Origin of the sequence: Paenisporosarcina antarctica (assembly GCF_004367585.1) — a bacterium.
GTDB lineage: Bacteria > Bacillota > Bacilli > Bacillales_A > Planococcaceae > Paenisporosarcina > Paenisporosarcina antarctica.
Map to the genome: position 1 here is coordinate 1,242,429 of NZ_CP038015.1, position 20,336 is coordinate 1,262,764.

Below are 20,336 nucleotides of genomic sequence, written 5' to 3' on the forward strand. Positions count from 1 at the left end.
TTAAGAATGCCACACAATGTGGCAACGCATGAGTGATCAACGTAGGTTGGCCCGAGCGACTTTTTGAACTTCATACAAGGAAGGTTGATGACTGTGAGAAAGATTATTGTAGGTTCTAGAAGAAGTAAATTAGCATTAACACAAACAAATTGGTTTATTGAACAAATGAAACAAGCGGGTGCACCGTTTGAGTTTGAAGTAAAAGAGATTGTTACAAAAGGGGATAAAATCGTTGACGTACAACTTTCAAAAGTTGGTGGCAAAGGTTTGTTTGTAAAAGAAATTGAACAAGCTTTATACGACAAAGAAATTGATTTTGCTGTTCACAGTATGAAGGACATGCCTTCAGAATTGCCACAAGGTCTTGTTATTGGATGTATCCCACCGCGTGAAGATGCACGTGACGCATTCATTTCAACGAATCATGTAAAATTTATGGACCTGCCAATCGGTTCAATCGTTGGAACAAGTAGTCTACGCCGCTCGGCTCAGCTTTTGTTACTGCGCCCTGATCTTGAAATTAACTGGATTCGAGGTAATGTGGATACGCGCTTAGCGAAACTTAAAACGGACGAATTCGATGCCATCATTTTAGCTGCAGCGGGTCTAAAACGTCTAGGTTGGAGTGACGATGTGGTAACAGAATACTTATCACCGGAAGAGTGTTTACCTGCTGTTGGACAAGGTGCTTTAGCAATTGAGTGTCGCGCAGATGACAAAGAATTGTTAGCTGAAATGAGTAAATTAACACATGAAGATACTTGGAACGCTGTTCATGCAGAACGTGCATTTTTACATGCCATGGATGGTGGATGCCAAGTTCCAATCGCTGGTTATGCAACAATCGAAGATGGACAAGTTGAATTTACTGGACTCGTCATTTCTCTTGATGCAGAACAAGTATTTAAACAAACATCAACAAATGTAGAACCAAAAACAGCAGGTAAAGAAGTGGCGAAAATATTAAGCGAGCAAGGTGCTTACGATTTAATACAACAAGTTAGAGCCGATTTGAATGTCTAAAAAAGGTGATTTGCAAGGACAAACGATTGTCTTTACAGGTCATCCAAAGTCACCAGAAGCCTTTCTTGAAGTAGAGAGGCTGGGAGGCAAAGTGAAAGCTTTTCCTCTCATAAAAACAGGTGAAGTATCTCATCAAGATGATCTTTTTATGAATAGTCTCAACTCGTATGATTGGCTGATTTTCACAAGTCAAAATGCAGTGATTGTTTTCGAACAAAAACTAGCGAGGTATGGAGTTATCATTGCTAATTTTAAATTCAAAGTCGCTGCGGTTGGTAGTAGAACAGCGCATGCTTTAGAAAAAATAGGATTACACGTAACATTTATACCAACTACATATAGTGCAGACGAATTCGTTGAACAGTTTAAACAAGTCTCTAGTCCTGAGCAATCCTGTTTGTTTTTAAGGGGTTCTCTCGCAAAAGCAACGATCAAACAAGGTTTATCTCAACAAGTAGACGAATGGACGGTGTATGAAACACTTCCTGACATCAATAATGCAAAAGAATTATCAGCCTACATTGCACAATATCCTAATGTCTTTGTGGCATTTGCGAGTCCATCATCCGTACATATATTTGCACGTGATATCGCTCCGAATACGGGGTGGGCAAAAATCAATATAGCTGCGATTGGTTATGTCACAGCGGCCGCTTTAAAAAGCCATGGGGTGACAGTTCATGCACAATCGAGCACATATACATGGCTTGCACTCGTTCAAGAAATTGCTAATTGGAAGGATGATTCTCAGAAATGAAAGAACTTCAATTTAACAGACATCGCCGCTTAAGAGGCAGCGAAACCTTACGCGCAATGGTTCGCGAAACTAGATTACATACAGACGATTTAATTTATCCACTATTCGTTGCTGAAGGTGAGAATATTAAACATCCCATCTCTTCAATGCCAGGTGTGTTCCAATTTTCTCTCGATCACTTAGGGGCGGAACTCGACGAAGTGGTGTCACTCGGAATCCCTTCGATTATTTTATTTGGAATTCCTCTTGAAAAAGACGCTGAAGGTTCACAAGCTTATCACGATCATGGCATCATTCAAGAAGCGATCCGTTTTGCGAAAAATCGTCATCCTGAATTAATCGTCATTGCAGACACCTGTTTATGTGAATATACAGACCATGGACATTGTGGAGTTATTGAGAATGGACAAGTACTAAATGATCCAACACTAGATATATTAGCGCGAACAGCGATAGCGCAAGCAAAAGCTGGAGCGGATATTATTGCGCCATCGAATATGATGGATGGATTTGTCGCAGCAATTCGTTACGGATTAGACGAAGCTGGGTTTTCGCATCTTCCAATTATGTCGTATGCGGTAAAATACTCATCTGCATACTATGGTCCTTTCCGTGAAGCCGCAAACAGCGCACCGCAATTTGGTGATCGTAAAACGTATCAAATGGATTATGCCAACCGCAATGAAGCGATGCGTGAAGCAACATCTGACGTCGAAGAAGGCGCGGATTTCCTAATTGTAAAACCTGCATTGTCTTATTTAGATATTGTGCGTGACGTGAAAAATAACTTTGATGTACCTATTGTTGCTTACAATGTAAGCGGAGAATATGCCATGGTAAAAGCGGCAGCTCAAAACGGTTGGGTAGATGAGGAAAAAATTGTACTTGAAACATTAACGAGCATGAAACGTGCGGGAGCAGATTTAATCATGACGTATCACGCAAAAGACGTGGCACGTTGGTTGGGGGCGAAATAATGGAACGTTCTTACGAAAAATCAAAACAAGCATTTAGTGAAGCGGTCAAACTAATGCCAGGTGGAGTGAATAGTCCGGTTCGTGCATTTAAATCAGTTGATATGGATCCTATCTTCATGGCAAGTGGTAAAGGGGCTACGATTACGGACGTTGATGGCAATGAATACATCGATTACGTGTTATCTTGGGGTCCTTTGATTTTAGGTCACTCTCATCCAGAAGTTGTAGCTGCTATTCAAAGAGTAGCTGAGACGGGTACGACCTTTGGCGCGCCAACGCTTGTTGAAAATGACTTAGCGAAACTTGTGATGGAACGTGTGCCTTCAATTGAAATGGTACGTATGGTATCGTCAGGGACTGAAGCAACTATGAGTGCACTGCGTGCGGCTCGTGGCTTCACAGGGCGAGATAAAATATTGAAATTTGAAGGTTGTTACCATGGACATGGGGATAGCTTATTGATAAAAGCGGGTTCAGGGGTCGCTACGTTAGGATTGCCAGATAGCCCTGGCGTTCCTGAAGGCGTTGCGAAAAACACCATTACGGTACCTTACAACGATGTAGAGAGTGTGCGTGCTGCGTTTAAACTTTACGGTGATGACTTAGCGGCAGTAATCGTTGAGCCAGTGGCAGGGAATATGGGCGTTGTTGGCCCACAACCTGGCTTCTTAGAAGCACTTCGTGAATTGTCTACGGAGAACGGAACCATTCTAATATTTGATGAAGTAATGACTGGTTTCCGTGTTGGCTACAACTGTGCACAGGGCCATTTCAATGTTACACCGGATATGACGTGTCTAGGAAAAGTAATTGGAGGGGGGCTTCCAGTTGGTGCGTACGGAGGAAAACTTGAGATCATGTCTCAAATCGCTCCAAGTGGTCCGATTTATCAAGCGGGTACACTTTCAGGTAATCCACTTGCGATGACAGCCGGCATTGAAACATTGTCTCGTTTAACACCAGAGACGTATGATCACTTCAATAGATTAGCTGATCAACTAGAAGCAGGATTCCGTGATGCGGCATCTAAGTATCACATTCCTCACACAGTAAATCGTGCAGGGTCTATGATTGGATTCTTCTTTACAAATGAAAAAGTGACTAACTTTGATATTGCAAAAACGTCTGATCTTAAGTTGTTCGCAAAATATTATCGCTTGATGGCTGAAGAAGGCATTTTCTTGCCACCTTCACAATTTGAGGGCATGTTCTTATCTGCAGCTCATACATCTGAAGATATTGCAAAAACTGTCCAAGCATTCCATAAAGTGTTTGCTCAATTAGCTTAAAACACACGTCCTGTTACTCATTAAGAGTAGCAGGACTTTTTGCATTGGAAGAGGTGGAGCATGTTGCACAAAAATTGGATTGTTTTACGAACATTTTTAATAGCAGCTACAAGTGGATTCGTGTTACATTCCATCGGTATTTTTTTGCCATGGTTACTCGGACCCATGATTTCATTACTGCTATTAAGACAATATACAAAGTTAGAATTTCATTGGCCAAGAATACTTCGTCAAATGGGGTTAATATTTTTAGGTATTCAAATCGGCTCATCTTTTACCAAAAAAGCAATTGAACTTATGTGGATTGACCTTCCTTTGATGGCTTTATTAACATTCTCTGTAGTGATTGTGGCACTTCTCCTTAGCTATGTATTCATGAAAATGTCAGGTGAAACAGTTGCTACAAGTGTATTAGGTTCACTACCTGGAGGCTTATCGCAAATGGTGCTTCTTAGTGAAGAAGTGAAATCGGCAAATTCGACTGTCGTCATGTTAATGCAAACCTTTCGTATATTCGTAGTCGTTACGATTGTCCCATTTTTAACTGCATGGATTCCAAAAGGCTCCCATTTTAATGATGGATCACTTGATGTTTTGTCTTCATTTAATACGACTCATTTTATAATTTTCGTCGTAGGAGGAATAGCTCTTTTCATAGGGATGAAAAAAATTCATTTTCCTCTTCCTGAACTTATGGCACCTATTATAGCGATGGCCATTGTGCAATTCATAACCGATCATCCTGTTGTAGAAGTCCCATTTCTGGTGTTAATTCTTTCTCAAATATTTGTAGGTTCGCATTTAGGACTTCAGCTCGAAAAAGTACGAGATAAATTATCTGTCCGCATGTTCAGTGCGATTGTGCTGTCAAATTTAGTTTTAATTGCATTTTGCGTTGGCTTCGCTTACGTCTTAACGGCTATTCATCCAATTAACACGTTTTTAGATTTCTTTATAAGTGCGGCACCTGGTGGAATTGCTGAAATGTCCATCACTGCTCTAGAAACTGGGGCGGATCTATCGACAGTCACTAGTTTTCATTTATTCCGGATTTTCTTTATTTTGTTGATAGCTGGACCCTTATTGACGTATGCATTGAAAAAGTGGCTGAAATAACTTGTACTAAAATCATAATAGCTCGTTCTCTCGCATAAAATCTTTCACATAGCATTGTGAAGGAGGACAAGAATTGAATCATGTAAATTGGAAGCTACAAGAAGTATTTTATTTCCCGGAAAGTTTTGGGGTGCCTAGTAGTGCTTCACGAATAGATGTTAAACCGCAAGTAGAATTTCAACAGTTAAATGGAGTAAGCAGTTTGCATGGCATTTACCATATTGCGGCGAACGTCGCATTTCAACCAGGTGATTGTCAACATCACGGAACATCAGAATGGATTTCGATTGAAGATTTAGATGTTAGTGGAGAAAACGGTTATTTTGAATATGCAGTGCCATTATTTGTAGAATTACCACCAACTTATGTACATGGAGACATAAAGCCTGAAATTCATTTATCAGATGTGCATGCTTCCGTTACAGATGACCACACGTTAAAAGTTGAATGGGATGTAATGTGCTCATATGAACTTCCTTCACCACCAGAATCCTCATCAGTAGATAGTAGTTCATCAAGTAATTCTACTTCTGAGGAAAGCCTAGTGATTAAAGAAGATATTGCTTTGCCGTTTTTCTTGCGCGGTTTAAAGGATGAGTATTCCGTATTTAAAGTTAAATAATATCTCTGTGAAACAAAAAAAGAATGGAAATTAACAGGCATAAAAGCAAAAAGTCAAATGTAGTTGGAAGGAAAATGGTGCGAATTAATTCGAAAACTGTAATAGGTAGAATGATGTTTTTACAATAAAAACGAGTCTTTCGAAGCCAAGGGGGAAGCAGGTAGGGGTTATATCCTCTTCTCATTAAAATTTCTCCTTTCAAAAATACTTGACGGCTTGATAAAAAATTCGATACAATACTCATCAACAGTACTTAATAAAATGATTAATAAATTAATATTGATGCATAGATTGGGAATAGTAAAATGATGTTGTTATCAAAAGAGAGGAAACGTCTGGTGAAAGTTTCTGTTAACACATGTTTGAATGTCGCCCATGAGCAGTTTCTGTGAACGAACTTAAGTAGCAGAAACCGGTTTAAAGCCGTTATATAACTTTGAGAGCGTGATGATAATTTGGTCATCTGCGAATAAAGGTGGTACCGCGAACAACTCCTTCGTCCTTTTATGTGACGATTGGAGTTTTTTCGTATGGGTAAGATATAAAACGTATTAACTATACCTTAGTTTTGGTGTAGGTCAGTCTAGCTTGAGTGGCGCTTTGCGCTTTTCTATAAAAAGGAGGAACTGATGATGACTGAACAACAAAAGCAGCTACCTACGAAATATGATCCTAAGTCCATCGAACAAGGACGCTATGAATGGTGGCTTGAAGGAAAGTATTTTGAAGCACAACCTGAAAGTGGCAAAGAACCATATACCATCGTAATTCCTCCTCCAAATGTAACTGGTAAATTACACTTAGGACATGCTTGGGACACGACGTTACAAGATATATTAATTCGTATGAAACGCATGCAAGGATATGATGCATTATGGTTGCCAGGAATGGACCATGCAGGAATTGCAACTCAAGCAAAAGTAGAAGAAAAACTTCGCTCTGAAGGAAAATCCCGTTACGATTTAGGTCGTGAAACATTTGTTAAAGAAACGTGGAAATGGAAAGAAGAATATGCTGGTCATATTCGCACGCAATGGTCAAAACTTGGTTTAGGACTAGATTACTCACGTGAACGTTTCACACTGGACGATGGTTTATCCAACGCAGTAAAAGAAGTTTTCGTTAAACTGTATAATAAGGGACTTATTTATCGTGGTGAACGTATCATCAACTGGGATCCGGCAACAAAAACAGCGTTATCGGATATAGAAGTAATCCATCAAGACGTACAGGGTGCTTTCTATCATATGCGCTACCCACTAACAGATGGCACGGGACATATTGAAATTGCGACAACTCGACCAGAAACCATGCTTGGCGATACAGCCGTAGCGGTTCATCCTGAAGATAAACGTTATATGCATTTAATCGGTAAAACACTAACATTACCGATCATTGGTCGTCAAATTAAGATCGTTGCAGATGACTATGCCGATATGGCATTTGGTAGTGGGGCTGTTAAAATTACTCCAGCACATGACCCGAATGACTTTGAACTCGGTAACCGTCATGACTTAGAGCGAGTGTTAGTGATGAATGAAGATGGTACGATGAATGGTCTAGCTGGAAAGTATGAAGGCATGGATCGTTTCGAATGTCGCAAGCAAATTGTAGCGGACCTACAAGAATCGGGCGTACTATTTAAAATTGAAGAACATATGCACTCAGTAGGTCACTCTGAGCGTAGTGGAGCAGTTGTAGAACCATATTTATCAACACAATGGTTTGTTAAAATGCAGCCATTAGCTGACGAAGCGATTAATCTTCAACATGGTGACGGCAAAGTTCAATTCGTACCAGATCGATTTGAAAACACCTATATGCGCTGGATGGAAAACATTCGCGACTGGTGTATTTCACGTCAACTATGGTGGGGCCACCGCATTCCTGCTTGGTATCACATTGAAACAGATGAAATCTACGTTGGTCATGAAGCACCTGCTGACATTGAAAACTGGAAACAAGATGAAGATGTATTAGATACGTGGTTTTCATCAGCGCTATGGCCGTTTTCAACGATGGGTTGGCCAGACGAATCAAATGAAGAATTCAAACGCTATTACCCTACAGATGTATTAGTAACAGGTTATGATATTATATTCTTCTGGGTATCACGAATGATTTTCCAAGGACTCGAATTTACGGAAAAACGTCCATTTGATGACGTATTAATTCATGGACTTGTGCGCGCTGAAGACGGACGCAAAATGTCGAAGTCTTTAGGTAACGGGATTGACCCAATGGACGTTATTGACAAATACGGTGCAGATTCACTTCGTTACTTCTTATCAACGGGCTCATCACCAGGGCAAGATTTACGTTTCTCCATTGAAAAGGTAGAATCCGTTTGGAACTTTGCCAATAAAATTTGGAACGCATCACGTTTTGCTATGATGAACATGGAAGGCATGAAGTATGAAGATATCGATTTAAGTGGAGAAAAATCTGTTGCGGATGCATGGATTCTAACTCGCTTAAACGAAACAATCGATCAAGTAACAAAGCAAGCTGAAAAATATGAGTTCGGTGAAGTAGGACGTACACTTTACAACTTTATATGGGATGATTTCTGTGATTGGTATATCGAGATGGCGAAACTGCCATTACACGGTGAAGATGAAGACGCGAAGAAAATGACACGTTCAGTTTTAGCGTATACACTAGACAACACCATGCGTTTACTACATCCATTTATGCCCTTCATCACTGAAGAAATTTGGCAGAGCCTACCACACGAAGGTGAATCGATTACAATAGCGGCATGGCCGACTGTAAACGAATCATTAACAGATAGCAAAAAAGCATCTAGCATGAAGTTGCTTTCTGATATCATTCGCTCTGTTCGAACGATTCGTGCTGAAGTACAAACACCAATGAGCAAAAAAGTACCACTATATATCTCGGCGAAAGATGCAGAAACATTGGCAGTACTCGAAGAAAACGCGATGTACTTAGTGAAATTCTGTAATCCAGAGCCATTAGTAGTAGGTCAAGGAATTGAAGCGCCAGGTCAATGCATGTCGAGTGTAGTCTCAGGTGCAGAACTATTCCTACCATTAGAAGGTTTAATCGATATTGCAGCTGAAACTGTGCGCTTAGAAAAAGAGCTTGAAAAATGGGCAAAAGAAGTCAAACTCGTTACAGGTAAACTGTCAAACGAACGCTTCGTTTCAAAAGCACCAGAAGCAGTCGTAGCAGAAGAACGAGCGAAACAACAAGACTATATAGAAAAACACGCAATCGTTGAAAGACGCCTAGCTGAATTGAAAAAATTATAAAATGTAAATAGAGTATCCCTTTGCTTTCCGTTTCAGATGGACGCTTTCCGCGGGCACGGCTTCAGCCTCCTCGTCGCCAAAAACACGCTCCTGTGGGGTCTTCAGCTCGCACTGTTTCCGCTGGAGTCGCCATCTTGCACTCCAAGCAACTAAAATTGCACGTTAAAATTGGATAAGAATATATAAGTTACCTGATATAGTGAAATGCTTAAAAGTAGGATTATGCTGCTTTTGAAAGATAGGTGTTTTGGCAGTGAAACTATAATTACACGTTTTACATCTGAAACGTCTTTTATTAAATAAATAGGTTGGATTTACATCCTTAATCGATAAGGTCATTTGAGATGATTGAGTCCCATTTTTATAAACCGTATAGTCAATGTTTCTGACACCGCAACCTTTGCAATGTTTGGATCTTGAATATCGAGCAATAATTTAATACTAGTAGAATGTAACAAGTGAGTTCCCTCCTGGGTAATGGTTTTGGTCGACTTTTATTCTACAGGGAATCTCACTTTTTTCTATATCAATTTGAACTTATGTTTCCTATATTCTCTTAGCTGATTGGAGTGTAGAGCGGCGACTCCGGTGGGATTAGCGTGACAGGTGAGACCCCGCAGGAGCACTGTTTTAGCGACGAGGAGGCTCACCGCACGCCCCACGGAACGCGTCCGCTCGGAAAGGAAATCAGCGTGCTTGTTCTATCGAGAAGGGGATTTTATTTCACCAACGTGATAGAATAAAGTGAATTCTCATAACCTCTGGGAATATTGAGTTTGAGGAGTGACCCATGTGTTTACATCAGTTGATAAAGTAATCGAATACATTTATTCAATGGATCAAAAAACAGAGCGAAATGGTCGCTTAAGTCGTATTACTGCTATCTTGGCATCCCTAGGGAATCCACATAAAGGTTTCCGTTCTATTCACATTGCAGGGTCAAATGGAAAAGGGTCTACATTAAACGCTCTTAAAGAAATATTAATAGCTGAAGGTCTAGAAGTGGGAAGCTTTACTTCACCTCATCTTGAAAAAGTAAACGAACGCATCATGATGAATGATGTAATGATTTCAGATAATCAATTTATCAAATATATGAACGACATCTATCCGCTTTTGCAAAAAGAACAAGTTGGAGATGGTTCAAACTTCTTTGAAATATTAACAGTCATTGCATTTATGTACTACAATGATATGAATGTAGACATTGCTTTGATCGAAACCGGCATTGGCGGGAAATTTGATTCAACGAATGTTCTAACTCCATTATTATCAATTTTAACGTCTATTTCACTTGAACATACGCAAATTTTGGGCGATACAATAGACGCAATTGCAGTAGAAAAATCAGGTATTATTAAGCCGTTCGTACCCGTAATTAGTGCTGTGAAAGATAAACTAGCAGTGGATGTTATTGAAAGTAAAGCTACTAGTGAAGAAGCTCCAATCTACCAATTATATAAAGACTTCTTGATTGAAAATGTTTCACAAGAAAGTAACTCACAAAATTTTTCTTATCAATTAAAAGACTATAAGTTAACGAATCTAAACTTGAAAATGATGGGCCATCATCAAGTTGAAAATGCATCGCTTGCTATTACAGCCGCGTTGTTATTAAACATGTACTATGGCTACAAGATTTCTGAAGCTAGTATTAGCCAAGGGTTGAGTACTTCAAGTTGGGCAGCTCGATTCGAAGAAGTTTTACCGAATGTCATTATTGACGGTGCACATAACCCTGCAGGTATGGAAGTTCTCCTTCAAACGATGCAACAGCGTTACCCAACAAAAAACATTCACGTTGTCTTTACCGCACTTCAAGATAAAGACATTACATCTGTACTGCGCATGTTGGACGAAATTGCGACAACGATTACAGTGACAGAAATTTATATAAAAAATTCAGCTGCCGGCAAAGATGTTTTTGAAAAGACGAGTCATCCTCAAAAGGAATTAATCCTTAACTGGCAAGATGCACTTGAACAAACACTAACAAAAGCAGATGAGTCAAGTGTCATACTAGTAACGGGCTCTTTATATTTCATGTCGCTCGTTCGTCCATACTTAAAACAAAATGCACAAACGAAAGTAGTCTAATATATGACCCTGCCTTACTCGTAAAGGTAGGGTTCTTTTTTCGAAATATGAGAAAATAATAAAATTGTTGTTCCAAGAGCCCAATGTTCATGGTGTTTTTTACTATATGGAGACTAACATGCTAAAAGAAATTTCTTTGATGTGACTCTCGTTAATTCGATTCATGTTAAGGCATGATTTTCCTTTTTTAGAAACGCTAGTTTCCTTTTCGAAAAAGTTAATTTTGTTCAATTACCTATTTTTGTTTAGTAATCTTTAGGTTGCACATAAAAATTCGTCCTTTATAAATATGAGTATGGGTGTTTTCATTTTACAAGATAGAACGATTTTTTATAATTATTATTATCACTGTTGATTTTTAAAGCAGGTAATTGATTGTAGTGGAGGGCGGCGACTCCGGCGGGAAAAGCGAGACAGACGAGACCCCGCAGGGAGCGAATAGCGGACGAGGAGGCTTGTCTGCTCGCCCCGCGGAACGCGTCCGCCTGAAACGAAAATCCTTATATTTAGATAGAAGGCAATCTTATTGGTCAGGTAATAGTGTAGTAGGTTTACCGTCCAAAGCGACCTGGAAATCAAAGTTGATACTGTATGGAATATCCCTTTAAACTAATACTTAAATCATCTGTACTTTCTTAAAGGACCGGGCGTACTTTGTCCGGTTTTTCTTATATTGTAAAGGAGAGCTAATAATGATTCCGAAGTTTAATGAATACAAAGAACGTTTTCAAATGGAAAGTAAACATACGATAGAACCGGGACTAGGTGCCATCACTCATGCATTAGAAAAGGTTAGGAACCCACAGCAAAATCTGAAATTTATTCATGTGGCTGGGACCAATGGTAAAGGATCTACAATAAGTATGATGAATAGTATGTTCCAAGCACATGGCGTGAAAACCGCTTGTTTTTATTCGCCTTGTTTTATGGATGTACATGATCAAATTCAATTAAACGGAGAGAATATTTCACCTCAACAACTAGATTTTGTTTTCCTTCAAGCAAAGGAAGCGGGACTTAGCGGGTTGCTCACTGATTTCGAGCTGTTAACAGTCCTTGCATTTATGGCTTTTGAACAATTCCAACCACATATTGTATTGCTAGAAGCAGGAATGGGTGGCAGATTTGATAGTACCAATGTCATTACACCAGTCATTTCTGTGATTCCAAGCATCGCCCTAGAACATGAACAATTTCTAGGCAACACGATTGTACAAGTAGCTTCTCACAAAGCGGGGATTATTAAAGAAGGAATTCCAGTAGTCGTTGGTCCGCTAGAGGAATCAGCTGAACAAGTTATCTTTAAGGAAACGTTGAAAAAAAATTCACCACTTTGGAAACTCAACCAAGATTTTTCGTTTGCTCATGGAATGTATAAAAATAGTGTTGGTCACCAAATCTCTCATCTAACTGTGCCACTTCCAGGACCTCATCAACTAGACAATGCAGCACTGGCAATTCGTTCAGTTATCTATGTTATAGAGAATCTTAATATCAACATAAATGAAGAATTACTTAGAAGAGGGTTAAAGGAAGCTTTTATTCCTGGTCGTTTTGAAAAAATTACAGATACCCTATATTTTGACGGGGCACATAACCCAGCAAGTGCAAGAGCACTCGTTAATACTGTGAAAGAAGTTTTTCCAAATACACCTATTCATTTTTATGTTGGCATGATAAAAGGTAAAGATGCTAAAACAGTATTGCGGATTTTTGAAGAAATTTCTTCAAATTTTACGTTCGTAGATTTTGAAGATGAGCGCTCAATGCCTTCATCCGCTTTGTCGAAAATTAGTGAATCACCCTATTCGGAAGTTACTAAAGAACCACTTGAATCCATACTAAAAACAAGTTCAAAAACACATGTGACAATAGTAACAGGATCCCTTTATCTCTTGTCTGAAATGCGTTTGAGAGCACTCCAATTGTTTGGAATTTTTTGAATATAATAGATGACAAAACTTTCTAATTTTGATAAAATGATTTTGTGTTAGATAAATAGAACTATAAAGAAGGGGGTGCATATGGACATTTCGAAACGAACTCAAAGACTGATTTGGGCTTTATGGGTAGTGATTGTTCCAGCTGGTATGTATTTTGTCTATCAGTTCGCACCCCCAGGTCAAATCGATTGGCCAATTCTATTAGGGTTTACTGCACTAGCCGTATTAACCACTTATTTTCCTTTTAAAGTAGCGGGTACAACGATATTTTTAGTACAGTGGATCAACCTAGCTATATTCTTAAAATATGGTGTCTTCCTTGAAATGCTAGTCATGCAACTCGCCATAATTCCTTTAGCTTTCCGACTGAAAATATCATATAGTGATTTCTATCGTGCGTTATTTAATTCATTTATGTTCTTTATGGTTTCTATAATTAGTGGTATTTCTGTTATTTTAATAGGATACCAAGTTGGTTCAACCGAATTAAAAGACATAATACTGTTTGGGTTTATATATCAAATAATCAACATGTTCACTAACCATGTTATTTTATATTTGTATCTAGTAGTAACAAGGCAAGAAAATGAAGGTTTCTTTGGAACAGATACGTTATGGGATTATGCTGGATTAGTGGTGACTTTCCCATTTGGTATTATGCTCTATCTACTGAATGTACATGTTGGTCCAATTGCTTTTCTATTACTTGGAGTTCCATTTTTAATGATTACGTTCCTTGTTCGAATGTATAGTAATTCGACGCGTGTAAATGATGACTTGAATCAAGCAACTGAAATCGGTCATAAATTAGCAGATGTAGTTAGTAGTGATGCAATAATCGATTTGTTTTTAACAAAAATTAATAAGATGTTACCTGTGGACTATTCATACATCATTGATATCAAAGAAGGAAATATGATGTTTTTGAAAGCGATGGAAAAAAATATTGATATAGAAATCCATCATACTCATGAAGAGTTAATAAAAAGTATTGCGGGAGAAGTATACAAAAAAGAAAAACCTATTTTATTTAATAAGCATTCCGAATGGCGCAATACGAATTTGGATTTCCTTCCTTACGATGCACAAAGCATTATATCTGTCCCTATTAGTAGAAATCAAAAAATGGAAGGTATTTTAGTTATTGCCTCACGGAAAAAATTCGCATTTGAGACGTACCAACTACAAATTATTAGTCTACTCTGTTCTTACTTTGCCGTATCACTTGAAAAAGCGAGGTATGTTCAAGAGGCAGTATCAAAAAGCGAACGCTGTGCTTTAACGAAACTATACAATTATCGGTATTTAGAACAGCAACTCGAATTGGATATGAATGATCTATTAAATGGAAAACTTCGTCAATTATCATTATTAATGATGGATATAGATCGCTTCAAAGGAATCAATGATACGTATGGTCATCAAAGTGGAAATGATATTCTATATGGATTAGCTAGACTTCTTGAAAAAGAATGTGAAGATTATGGCACTATAGCAAGGTATGGTGGCGAAGAGTTTGTCGTCATTCTACCAAACTTCTCAAAACAACAATCCCTACAATTAGCAGAAAATTTACGCGCTAAAATAGAGGCCACACCATTTGAAATCCGAACAGAACTAGGGGATCAACAGCAAGTAACACTAGTAAATATCACAACAAGCATTGGCGTCTCCACCGCACCAGAAGACTGTGACGAAGCCATGGCCCTTATTCGAAACGCTGATCGTGCGCTTTATATCGGAGCGAAGCGAGAAGGTAGGAATCGGGTAGCTGAATATGTGAAATAAAAAATACAGAGGCTAATAGTCTCTGTATTTTTTTGCGCAAATATACCAAAAGAACGATATAATTCAATTATAGATAAATTATTATACATATGCAGGGGGAATTACGATCAAGAAACAAATTTCAGCTCAAGACCTTATTATATGGTTCATGATGTTATTTCCATTCATTATTGATCCATGGAATGAAGACTTATCATTCTCATTGATTAAATCAACATTTTTAATTGCGTTCATGGGAATTATATGGATTCTCGTATTGAAAGGTAAGTTGCTACAGCCTAAGTTCAAACATGAGAAAGTTAAAATTGAATACATACTGATTATTTTTATCGCATTACTTACGCTTTCCACGATCTTTTCAGCTGATATATATACTTCAGTAGTCGGGGCATGGACACGACACGAAGGTTATTTAACATGGCTTGGATATTTAAGCGTGTTTTACTTCTTCTACCGTGTAATAAATTATAATGATTTTTCACTTGAAAGGTTAATGAAAAATCTCTTTGTTGTATCTGCGGTTATTTCAATTTATGGGATCCTTCAACATTTTGATTACGATTTCATATCTTTAATTGTTCCTTGGGAAAGTCCTACAAGCAGTATTGCTTTTTTTGATAACCCGAATTTTTACGGAACATACTTAGTTCTGACCATGGGGATTGGAATGGGTCTTTACCTAATGGCGAGTGAAAAAAAGCCGATGCTTTTCTATGGAATTGTACTGACATTAATGACATCTGTATTACTTTATACCAACACACGAAGTGCGTGGATCGGTTTGGCAATTGTTGCTTTGTTTTACACGCTTACAATCGTAAAGCAATATAAGCTATGGAAAAAATGGGTGGTTCTACTTTTAGCAATGGGTATTATGGCAGTAGGAATTAACGCCAGTGAAGGGAATAGATATTTAGGGAAAATTTTTATCACACTAGAAGAATCAGGAGATTTACTAGATGAAGGACTAACTGGTCATGAAGGATCTTCTCGATTAATTATTTGGCAAAAAGATTTAACCATCCTTGACGATTACTTCTGGATTGGTTCAGGAGTAGACACACATGCCATTATATTCCCAGCAACCTCGGATGAACTCGAGGAATATTTTAATAATCGAACGATAATGGTTGATAAAGCGCATAATGAATACTTACAAATTGCTGTTACGATAGGAATTCCGGCCCTTCTAGTTTATATATTGTTGTTGTTCAAAGTTTATCGCAAAGCTTTTCAAGCATTAAAAGGAGCAAATAAACAACAAAAAAATATAATCTTTACCTTATTGGCTGTCATTACAGGATATCTAGTTCAAGCGATATTTAACATTAGTGTCGTTAGTGTTGCCCCTATACTGTGGATGTTCTTGGGTATTGTTTGTGGATTTTCCACTAAAATCCATATAAAATTCACAACAAAAGAAAATAATAATTATTGAAAGAGTCGAATTATTGACTCTTTTTTTCTTTGGATATGAGATACTTAAAGAGATAATCTACATGACAAAAAAGTATCTCGAATGATAAAGAATTAATTAAATTGAAATGAGTCGATTGACATGAAAAAATATAAAAAGAATAGCAACCAATCGGGGCTTACATTAGTTGAAGTTCTTGCTGCACTCGTTATTTTAGGAATCGTGTTTATTAGCATTATGACTGTATTTCCTCAAATGTCATTAGTTAATGAAAAAACAGAAACTAAATTAGATACTATGAATTTGGCTAGAGAAGAAATATCAAAAATTACAAATATCTCGGGTTGGACCATAGATAAGTTGGCTAATTCAGATGAAGTTATTAAATTATTAGATGTTAATTATGATTTAATTGCAGTAGAAGCTCCTTTGACAAACCCTGAGACGGGACCTAATCCGGATCCTAATCCTGAAATACCATCAAAGACTTATAAGGTTTATAAATTAAAGAACGATCAATATAGTGAGTATACCTTTGATCTCATTATTTATGACAAAGAGGATTTGGCAGGGATGGTGACTCTTTACAAAATTATTTTGAGAGTAATCAAAGATGGAAAAACCAGTAGTGAAACATATGGATATATTGAAGCTAGATAGGTAGGGGAATGCTAATGAAATTATTAAAAAGTGAAAAAGGGATAACATTAGTCGAACTAATTGCAGCACTTACCCTTGTCTCATTGGTTGCTGTATTAATAATGACGACATTATCAATAGGGATACAAAGATCTGTCATAGAGAGTGAAAAAACGAAAATTCAACAAGAAGCCAATCTTATTACTTCTAAATTATTGAATATACACAGAAGTGGTAATTGTTATCAAATTGATGTAACTGAAAATAATGATTTACAAGTATTAACATATGTTGAATCTAATCAAAGTACATGTGAAAATATTTTTAACAAAACTATTACAATTAATAATGCTGACTATGACATTAGTACCATGAATTCACCTTTACCTTTAGAAAAAATTAATCCTACCAAAGAAAATAATTCTATTAGCATCGTGTTAACTTTGGAAAGTAGACGTACAATTAATTACGAGATAAATACAACGCTTTCTAGATATAAAACGAACTGAGGGTATTTATATGAAATACTTAAAGAATAATGAAGGTTATGCTTTGTTACTAGTCCTATTTCTGATTGTTTTTTTAATTAGCGTATCGTCAATAGTTGCAAATGGATCATTAAATCATTCGAAACAAGAAGTTACTACAGATATAAGTAACCAATCTATTGTTGCTGCAGAAATGGGAGTAGATTATTTTAAAGTTTTGGGGAAAGTTGAATATAATAGAATAAAGTTTCATCATTATAATATACTAATAAACAAAATTAATTCTTATTATACTTCCCCAGAATTTTCGACTCATTCCGATATGCAAAAAGAGCAAAAAGTTAATAATATTAAAAATGATTATTTAATTAATATTGGTGAAGCAATAAATGATTATTATTCAAACTTCAGTCAAAGAATAACTGTGAATGATCAAATTTACTATGAGTTAGGGAATATTGGAGAAGATATTCCAAGTTATCAAATTAATGAAGATAAAGTAGTAATAAACGTAAATGTTAAAGGGGTTTCGAATAATAAGGTTTCAAATTTGAAATTTGATATGAATATCCCTTCTCCAACTCTTGTAATAACACCTGTAAAACCAATAGAAAGTAAGTGGGTTCCGCCCAGTTTTATTGAAATGGAAAAAAAAATATTAGATCCTTCAGCACATGGCGGTATAAATAAATGTGTTGATCCATTAGTTAACATTACATGTCTTGGTGACAATTTATTAGATTTAAAACTATTAAACAATACAACAGTATTCACCACGAATTATAATTATGGAACTGGTAATTTAAATTACTCTTTAAAAAAATCCACATTTTATAATAACGGTTTTTGGGAACTTCATAATGCTATCGGATTGAGTGACGTTACAGTATTTTCAAATAATGATGTGACAGTGAAAAATATTGATGCATCAAGCACATACTTTCAGGTTAAGGGGGATTTCACTGGTGAACAAGTAGAACTTAGTAATTCCACATTTAATTTAATAGGTGATTTTGTTGCGACAAAACATTTCTACGCTGTTAATACAAATCTTTGTGTCGAAGGTTCAATTAATCTACAAAAGAAAACTGTACTATCGAATGTAAACATTTATTATACAGGATCTTTAACACCATCTAATTTAAGCGGGAATAATTCGATTGTAAAATGGGTAAGTCCCGAATCACTCCGTAATGAGTGCCCGATTTCAAATCCTAATCATCCGGATGTAGATAATCCAGATGTGCCTCAGAGTCCTATAATAAGTGCGTTTTGGGAAGATCCTTACTTGAAAGTAACCTACTAAATGTTCAAATCTCAATATATACTAATTATAGTAAACAAAAAGAGTCGAAAATTTCGACTCTTTTTTACAATTTATAAATAAATAAAACATGACTTTCTGCTTAATTAGTAAGATAATCATAGGTAGAGGAAGAATCTTCTGGACAATAAGACATATGAAGGGGTTAAGAGACCATGAAACAAATTATAAATCAGCGAGGATATGCTCTGTTAATCGTTTTATTTACAATTATAATATTCTTAAGCATAACTGCTCTCTTTATGAAAGGTTCTCTTAATCATGTTGCCCAAGAGAGAACTGTTAACTTGAATAACCAAGCGACTGTTGCTGCGGAGATGGGTGTAAAATTTTTTTCTATTGATATCAGTAATAATATTAAAGGCATCCTAGCTACACTTAAAAAAGAATTATCTTCTCAGGAGGAATGCAAGAAAAACAATTCATGCATTTGTCCAAACATTCAACAAAAAAAATTATCAATTGAAAATTTAACTGACGTGATAAATGATTGTCTCCAAAGTGAATTGAATAAATTAATTGTGAGAAAATCTGATGCTTATATAGATGGGGAATATATTTTGAAAACTGAAAATAAAAATCTTAACTTTAATCTTATTCAAGAAATAGAAATTAATCCTTCTGATGAGAATGAGGAAAAAAAAGGGCATAATTTAATCCTTCACGTAAATGGTGAATCATTTGAAGAAAATACAGCACTCTTAACGGCCAAAATATTCGTTAGTAATTTCCAACCTTCTGATATCACATCAGAAGTGAAAAACGTTTCAAATGAGAGTAACAAATTAGATAACACTAAAATTTTCCAATCAATTCCCTCTAAATTATGTTCCTCACTAATCCAAAATGATGTAAATAATTCAGCTGGTCTTTTCAACTGTAAATTATCAGTTGGGGAGGAAGCATCTGAATTGGTATCAAATTTAGGTGACAAAAATATAAATTTAGCTGATTTGAGTATTTATGCAGAAAGTATTGAATCTTTTTGTGGAAATGGAAAAGGAAAAGGAAAATGCAATAGTTCGAATTTAGATATATTAGGTGAGGCAATGGTATATATGCAACATGTCTCGGTGGGAAATTTTAATCAAGCAGGAGGTTTTAACTTAATCGTAAATGGTAAATTAACTTTAGGTAATGCTAACAATCTAGGTGATTATAACAAAAAGACATACATTTTAGTCAAAGAATTTGATGGTAAAAATCAATTTGATTTGATAAATGGTACTATGATTTTTACTGGCTCAGATAATACTAGTAGTGTTTTTGATTTGAAACAATCTTTTAACTTAGTAAATTCCACAGCTTGCTTCAATTTAGCAAAGTTTGAAAATAATACTATCAGTTTAGATAATATTAAATCAATAAAAGGTACTGGTAAACTAATTGTTCTAAACACAACTAATTCATCAAAATTCAAAAAAGACGATATCAATGCTCCAGGAATTGATGTTAGTATACCAACAGACCCAAATGAATTTGCTGAGTTGTGTGATTTTAATAAATTTGGGTTTAATACTAAGTATACAATAGAATCACTATCTATCGATTATGTGGATAACGTGATTTATAACTAAT

16 protein-coding genes and 1 other annotated feature are annotated in these 20,336 nt (G+C 36.5%); of the genes, 15 read left to right on the forward strand and 1 reads right to left on the reverse strand.

What is annotated here, in order from left to right:
* The first annotated feature begins 93 nt into the window (after positions 1-93).
* The 7 genes from hemC (at position 94) to E2636_RS06300 (ending at position 9,062) form a co-directional block, all read left to right on the forward strand.
* Entirely contained in the window at positions 94-1,023 is a 930-nt protein-coding gene (hemC, locus tag E2636_RS06265) for a hydroxymethylbilane synthase (protein WP_134209437.1), read from the forward strand.
* Positions 1,016-1,780 carry a uroporphyrinogen-III synthase gene (locus E2636_RS06270; protein WP_134209438.1) on the forward strand — a complete coding sequence of 255 codons (765 nt, stop codon included), beginning with the start codon at positions 1,016-1,018 and terminating at the stop codon, positions 1,778-1,780. Before hemC ends, E2636_RS06270 begins: the two co-directional genes overlap by 8 nt.
* Positions 1,777-2,757, forward strand: coding sequence for a porphobilinogen synthase (gene hemB / locus E2636_RS06275; RefSeq protein ID WP_134209439.1), 981 nt, complete (start codon positions 1,777-1,779; stop codon positions 2,755-2,757). The genes E2636_RS06270 and hemB overlap by 4 nt, the downstream gene beginning before the upstream one ends.
* A complete protein-coding gene (hemL, locus tag E2636_RS06280) occupies positions 2,757-4,046 on the forward strand; it encodes a glutamate-1-semialdehyde 2,1-aminomutase (RefSeq protein ID WP_134209440.1) in 1,290 nt (429 codons plus the stop codon). Before hemB ends, hemL begins: the two co-directional genes overlap by 1 nt.
* Before the next feature lie 60 nt (positions 4,047-4,106).
* Positions 4,107-5,162 carry an AbrB family transcriptional regulator gene (locus E2636_RS06285; protein ID WP_134209441.1) on the forward strand — a complete coding sequence of 352 codons (1,056 nt, stop codon included), beginning with the start codon at positions 4,107-4,109 and terminating at the stop codon, positions 5,160-5,162.
* A 73-nt stretch (positions 5,163-5,235) separates the two neighbouring features.
* Positions 5,236-5,784: a hypothetical protein gene (locus E2636_RS06290; protein ID WP_134209442.1), complete on the forward strand. Its 549-nt coding sequence runs from the start codon at positions 5,236-5,238 to the stop codon at positions 5,782-5,784.
* Between the two features lie 278 nt (positions 5,785-6,062).
* Positions 6,063-6,291, forward strand: a binding site (T-box leader).
* Positions 6,292-6,416: 125 nt separating this feature from the next.
* A complete protein-coding gene (locus E2636_RS06300; protein ID WP_134209444.1) occupies positions 6,417-9,062 on the forward strand; it encodes a valine--tRNA ligase in 2,646 nt (881 codons plus the stop codon).
* 335 nt (positions 9,063-9,397) lie between these two features.
* Here E2636_RS06300 and E2636_RS19550 read toward each other — a convergent pair whose 3' ends face one another.
* Positions 9,398-9,520, reverse strand: coding sequence for a hypothetical protein (locus E2636_RS19550; protein WP_017381940.1), 123 nt, complete (start codon positions 9,518-9,520; stop codon positions 9,398-9,400).
* A gap of 334 nt (positions 9,521-9,854) precedes the next feature.
* Between E2636_RS19550 and E2636_RS06305 the strand changes: the two genes are divergently transcribed.
* The 8 genes from E2636_RS06305 (at position 9,855) to E2636_RS06340 (ending at position 20,335) form a co-directional block, all read left to right on the forward strand.
* Positions 9,855-11,159 carry a bifunctional folylpolyglutamate synthase/dihydrofolate synthase gene (locus E2636_RS06305; protein ID WP_134209445.1) on the forward strand — a complete coding sequence of 435 codons (1,305 nt, stop codon included), beginning with the start codon at positions 9,855-9,857 and terminating at the stop codon, positions 11,157-11,159.
* Between the two features lie 692 nt (positions 11,160-11,851).
* Positions 11,852-13,102: a bifunctional folylpolyglutamate synthase/dihydrofolate synthase gene (locus tag E2636_RS06310; RefSeq protein WP_134209446.1), complete on the forward strand. Its 1,251-nt coding sequence runs from the start codon at positions 11,852-11,854 to the stop codon at positions 13,100-13,102.
* An 81-nt stretch (positions 13,103-13,183) separates the two neighbouring features.
* A complete protein-coding gene (locus tag E2636_RS06315) occupies positions 13,184-14,890 on the forward strand; it encodes a sensor domain-containing diguanylate cyclase (RefSeq protein WP_134209447.1) in 1,707 nt (568 codons plus the stop codon).
* Between the two features lie 148 nt (positions 14,891-15,038).
* Positions 15,039-16,328, forward strand: coding sequence for an O-antigen ligase family protein (locus tag E2636_RS06320; RefSeq protein ID WP_134209448.1), 1,290 nt, complete (start codon positions 15,039-15,041; stop codon positions 16,326-16,328).
* Positions 16,329-16,448: 120 nt separating this feature from the next.
* Complete coding sequence (locus E2636_RS06325) at positions 16,449-16,967, forward strand: type IV pilus modification PilV family protein (RefSeq protein WP_134209449.1); 519 nt, start codon at positions 16,449-16,451, stop codon at positions 16,965-16,967.
* An 8-nt stretch (positions 16,968-16,975) separates the two neighbouring features.
* On the forward strand, positions 16,976-17,455 hold the full coding sequence (locus E2636_RS06330) for a type II secretion system protein (RefSeq protein ID WP_134209450.1): 480 nt from the start codon (positions 16,976-16,978) through the stop codon (positions 17,453-17,455).
* Between the two features lie 10 nt (positions 17,456-17,465).
* A complete protein-coding gene (locus tag E2636_RS06335) occupies positions 17,466-18,740 on the forward strand; it encodes a hypothetical protein (protein ID WP_134209451.1) in 1,275 nt (424 codons plus the stop codon).
* A gap of 173 nt (positions 18,741-18,913) precedes the next feature.
* Positions 18,914-20,335, forward strand: a complete 1,422-nt coding sequence (locus tag E2636_RS06340) for a hypothetical protein (RefSeq protein ID WP_134209452.1) — start codon at positions 18,914-18,916, stop codon at positions 20,333-20,335.
* Position 20,336: the final 1 nt, after the last annotated feature.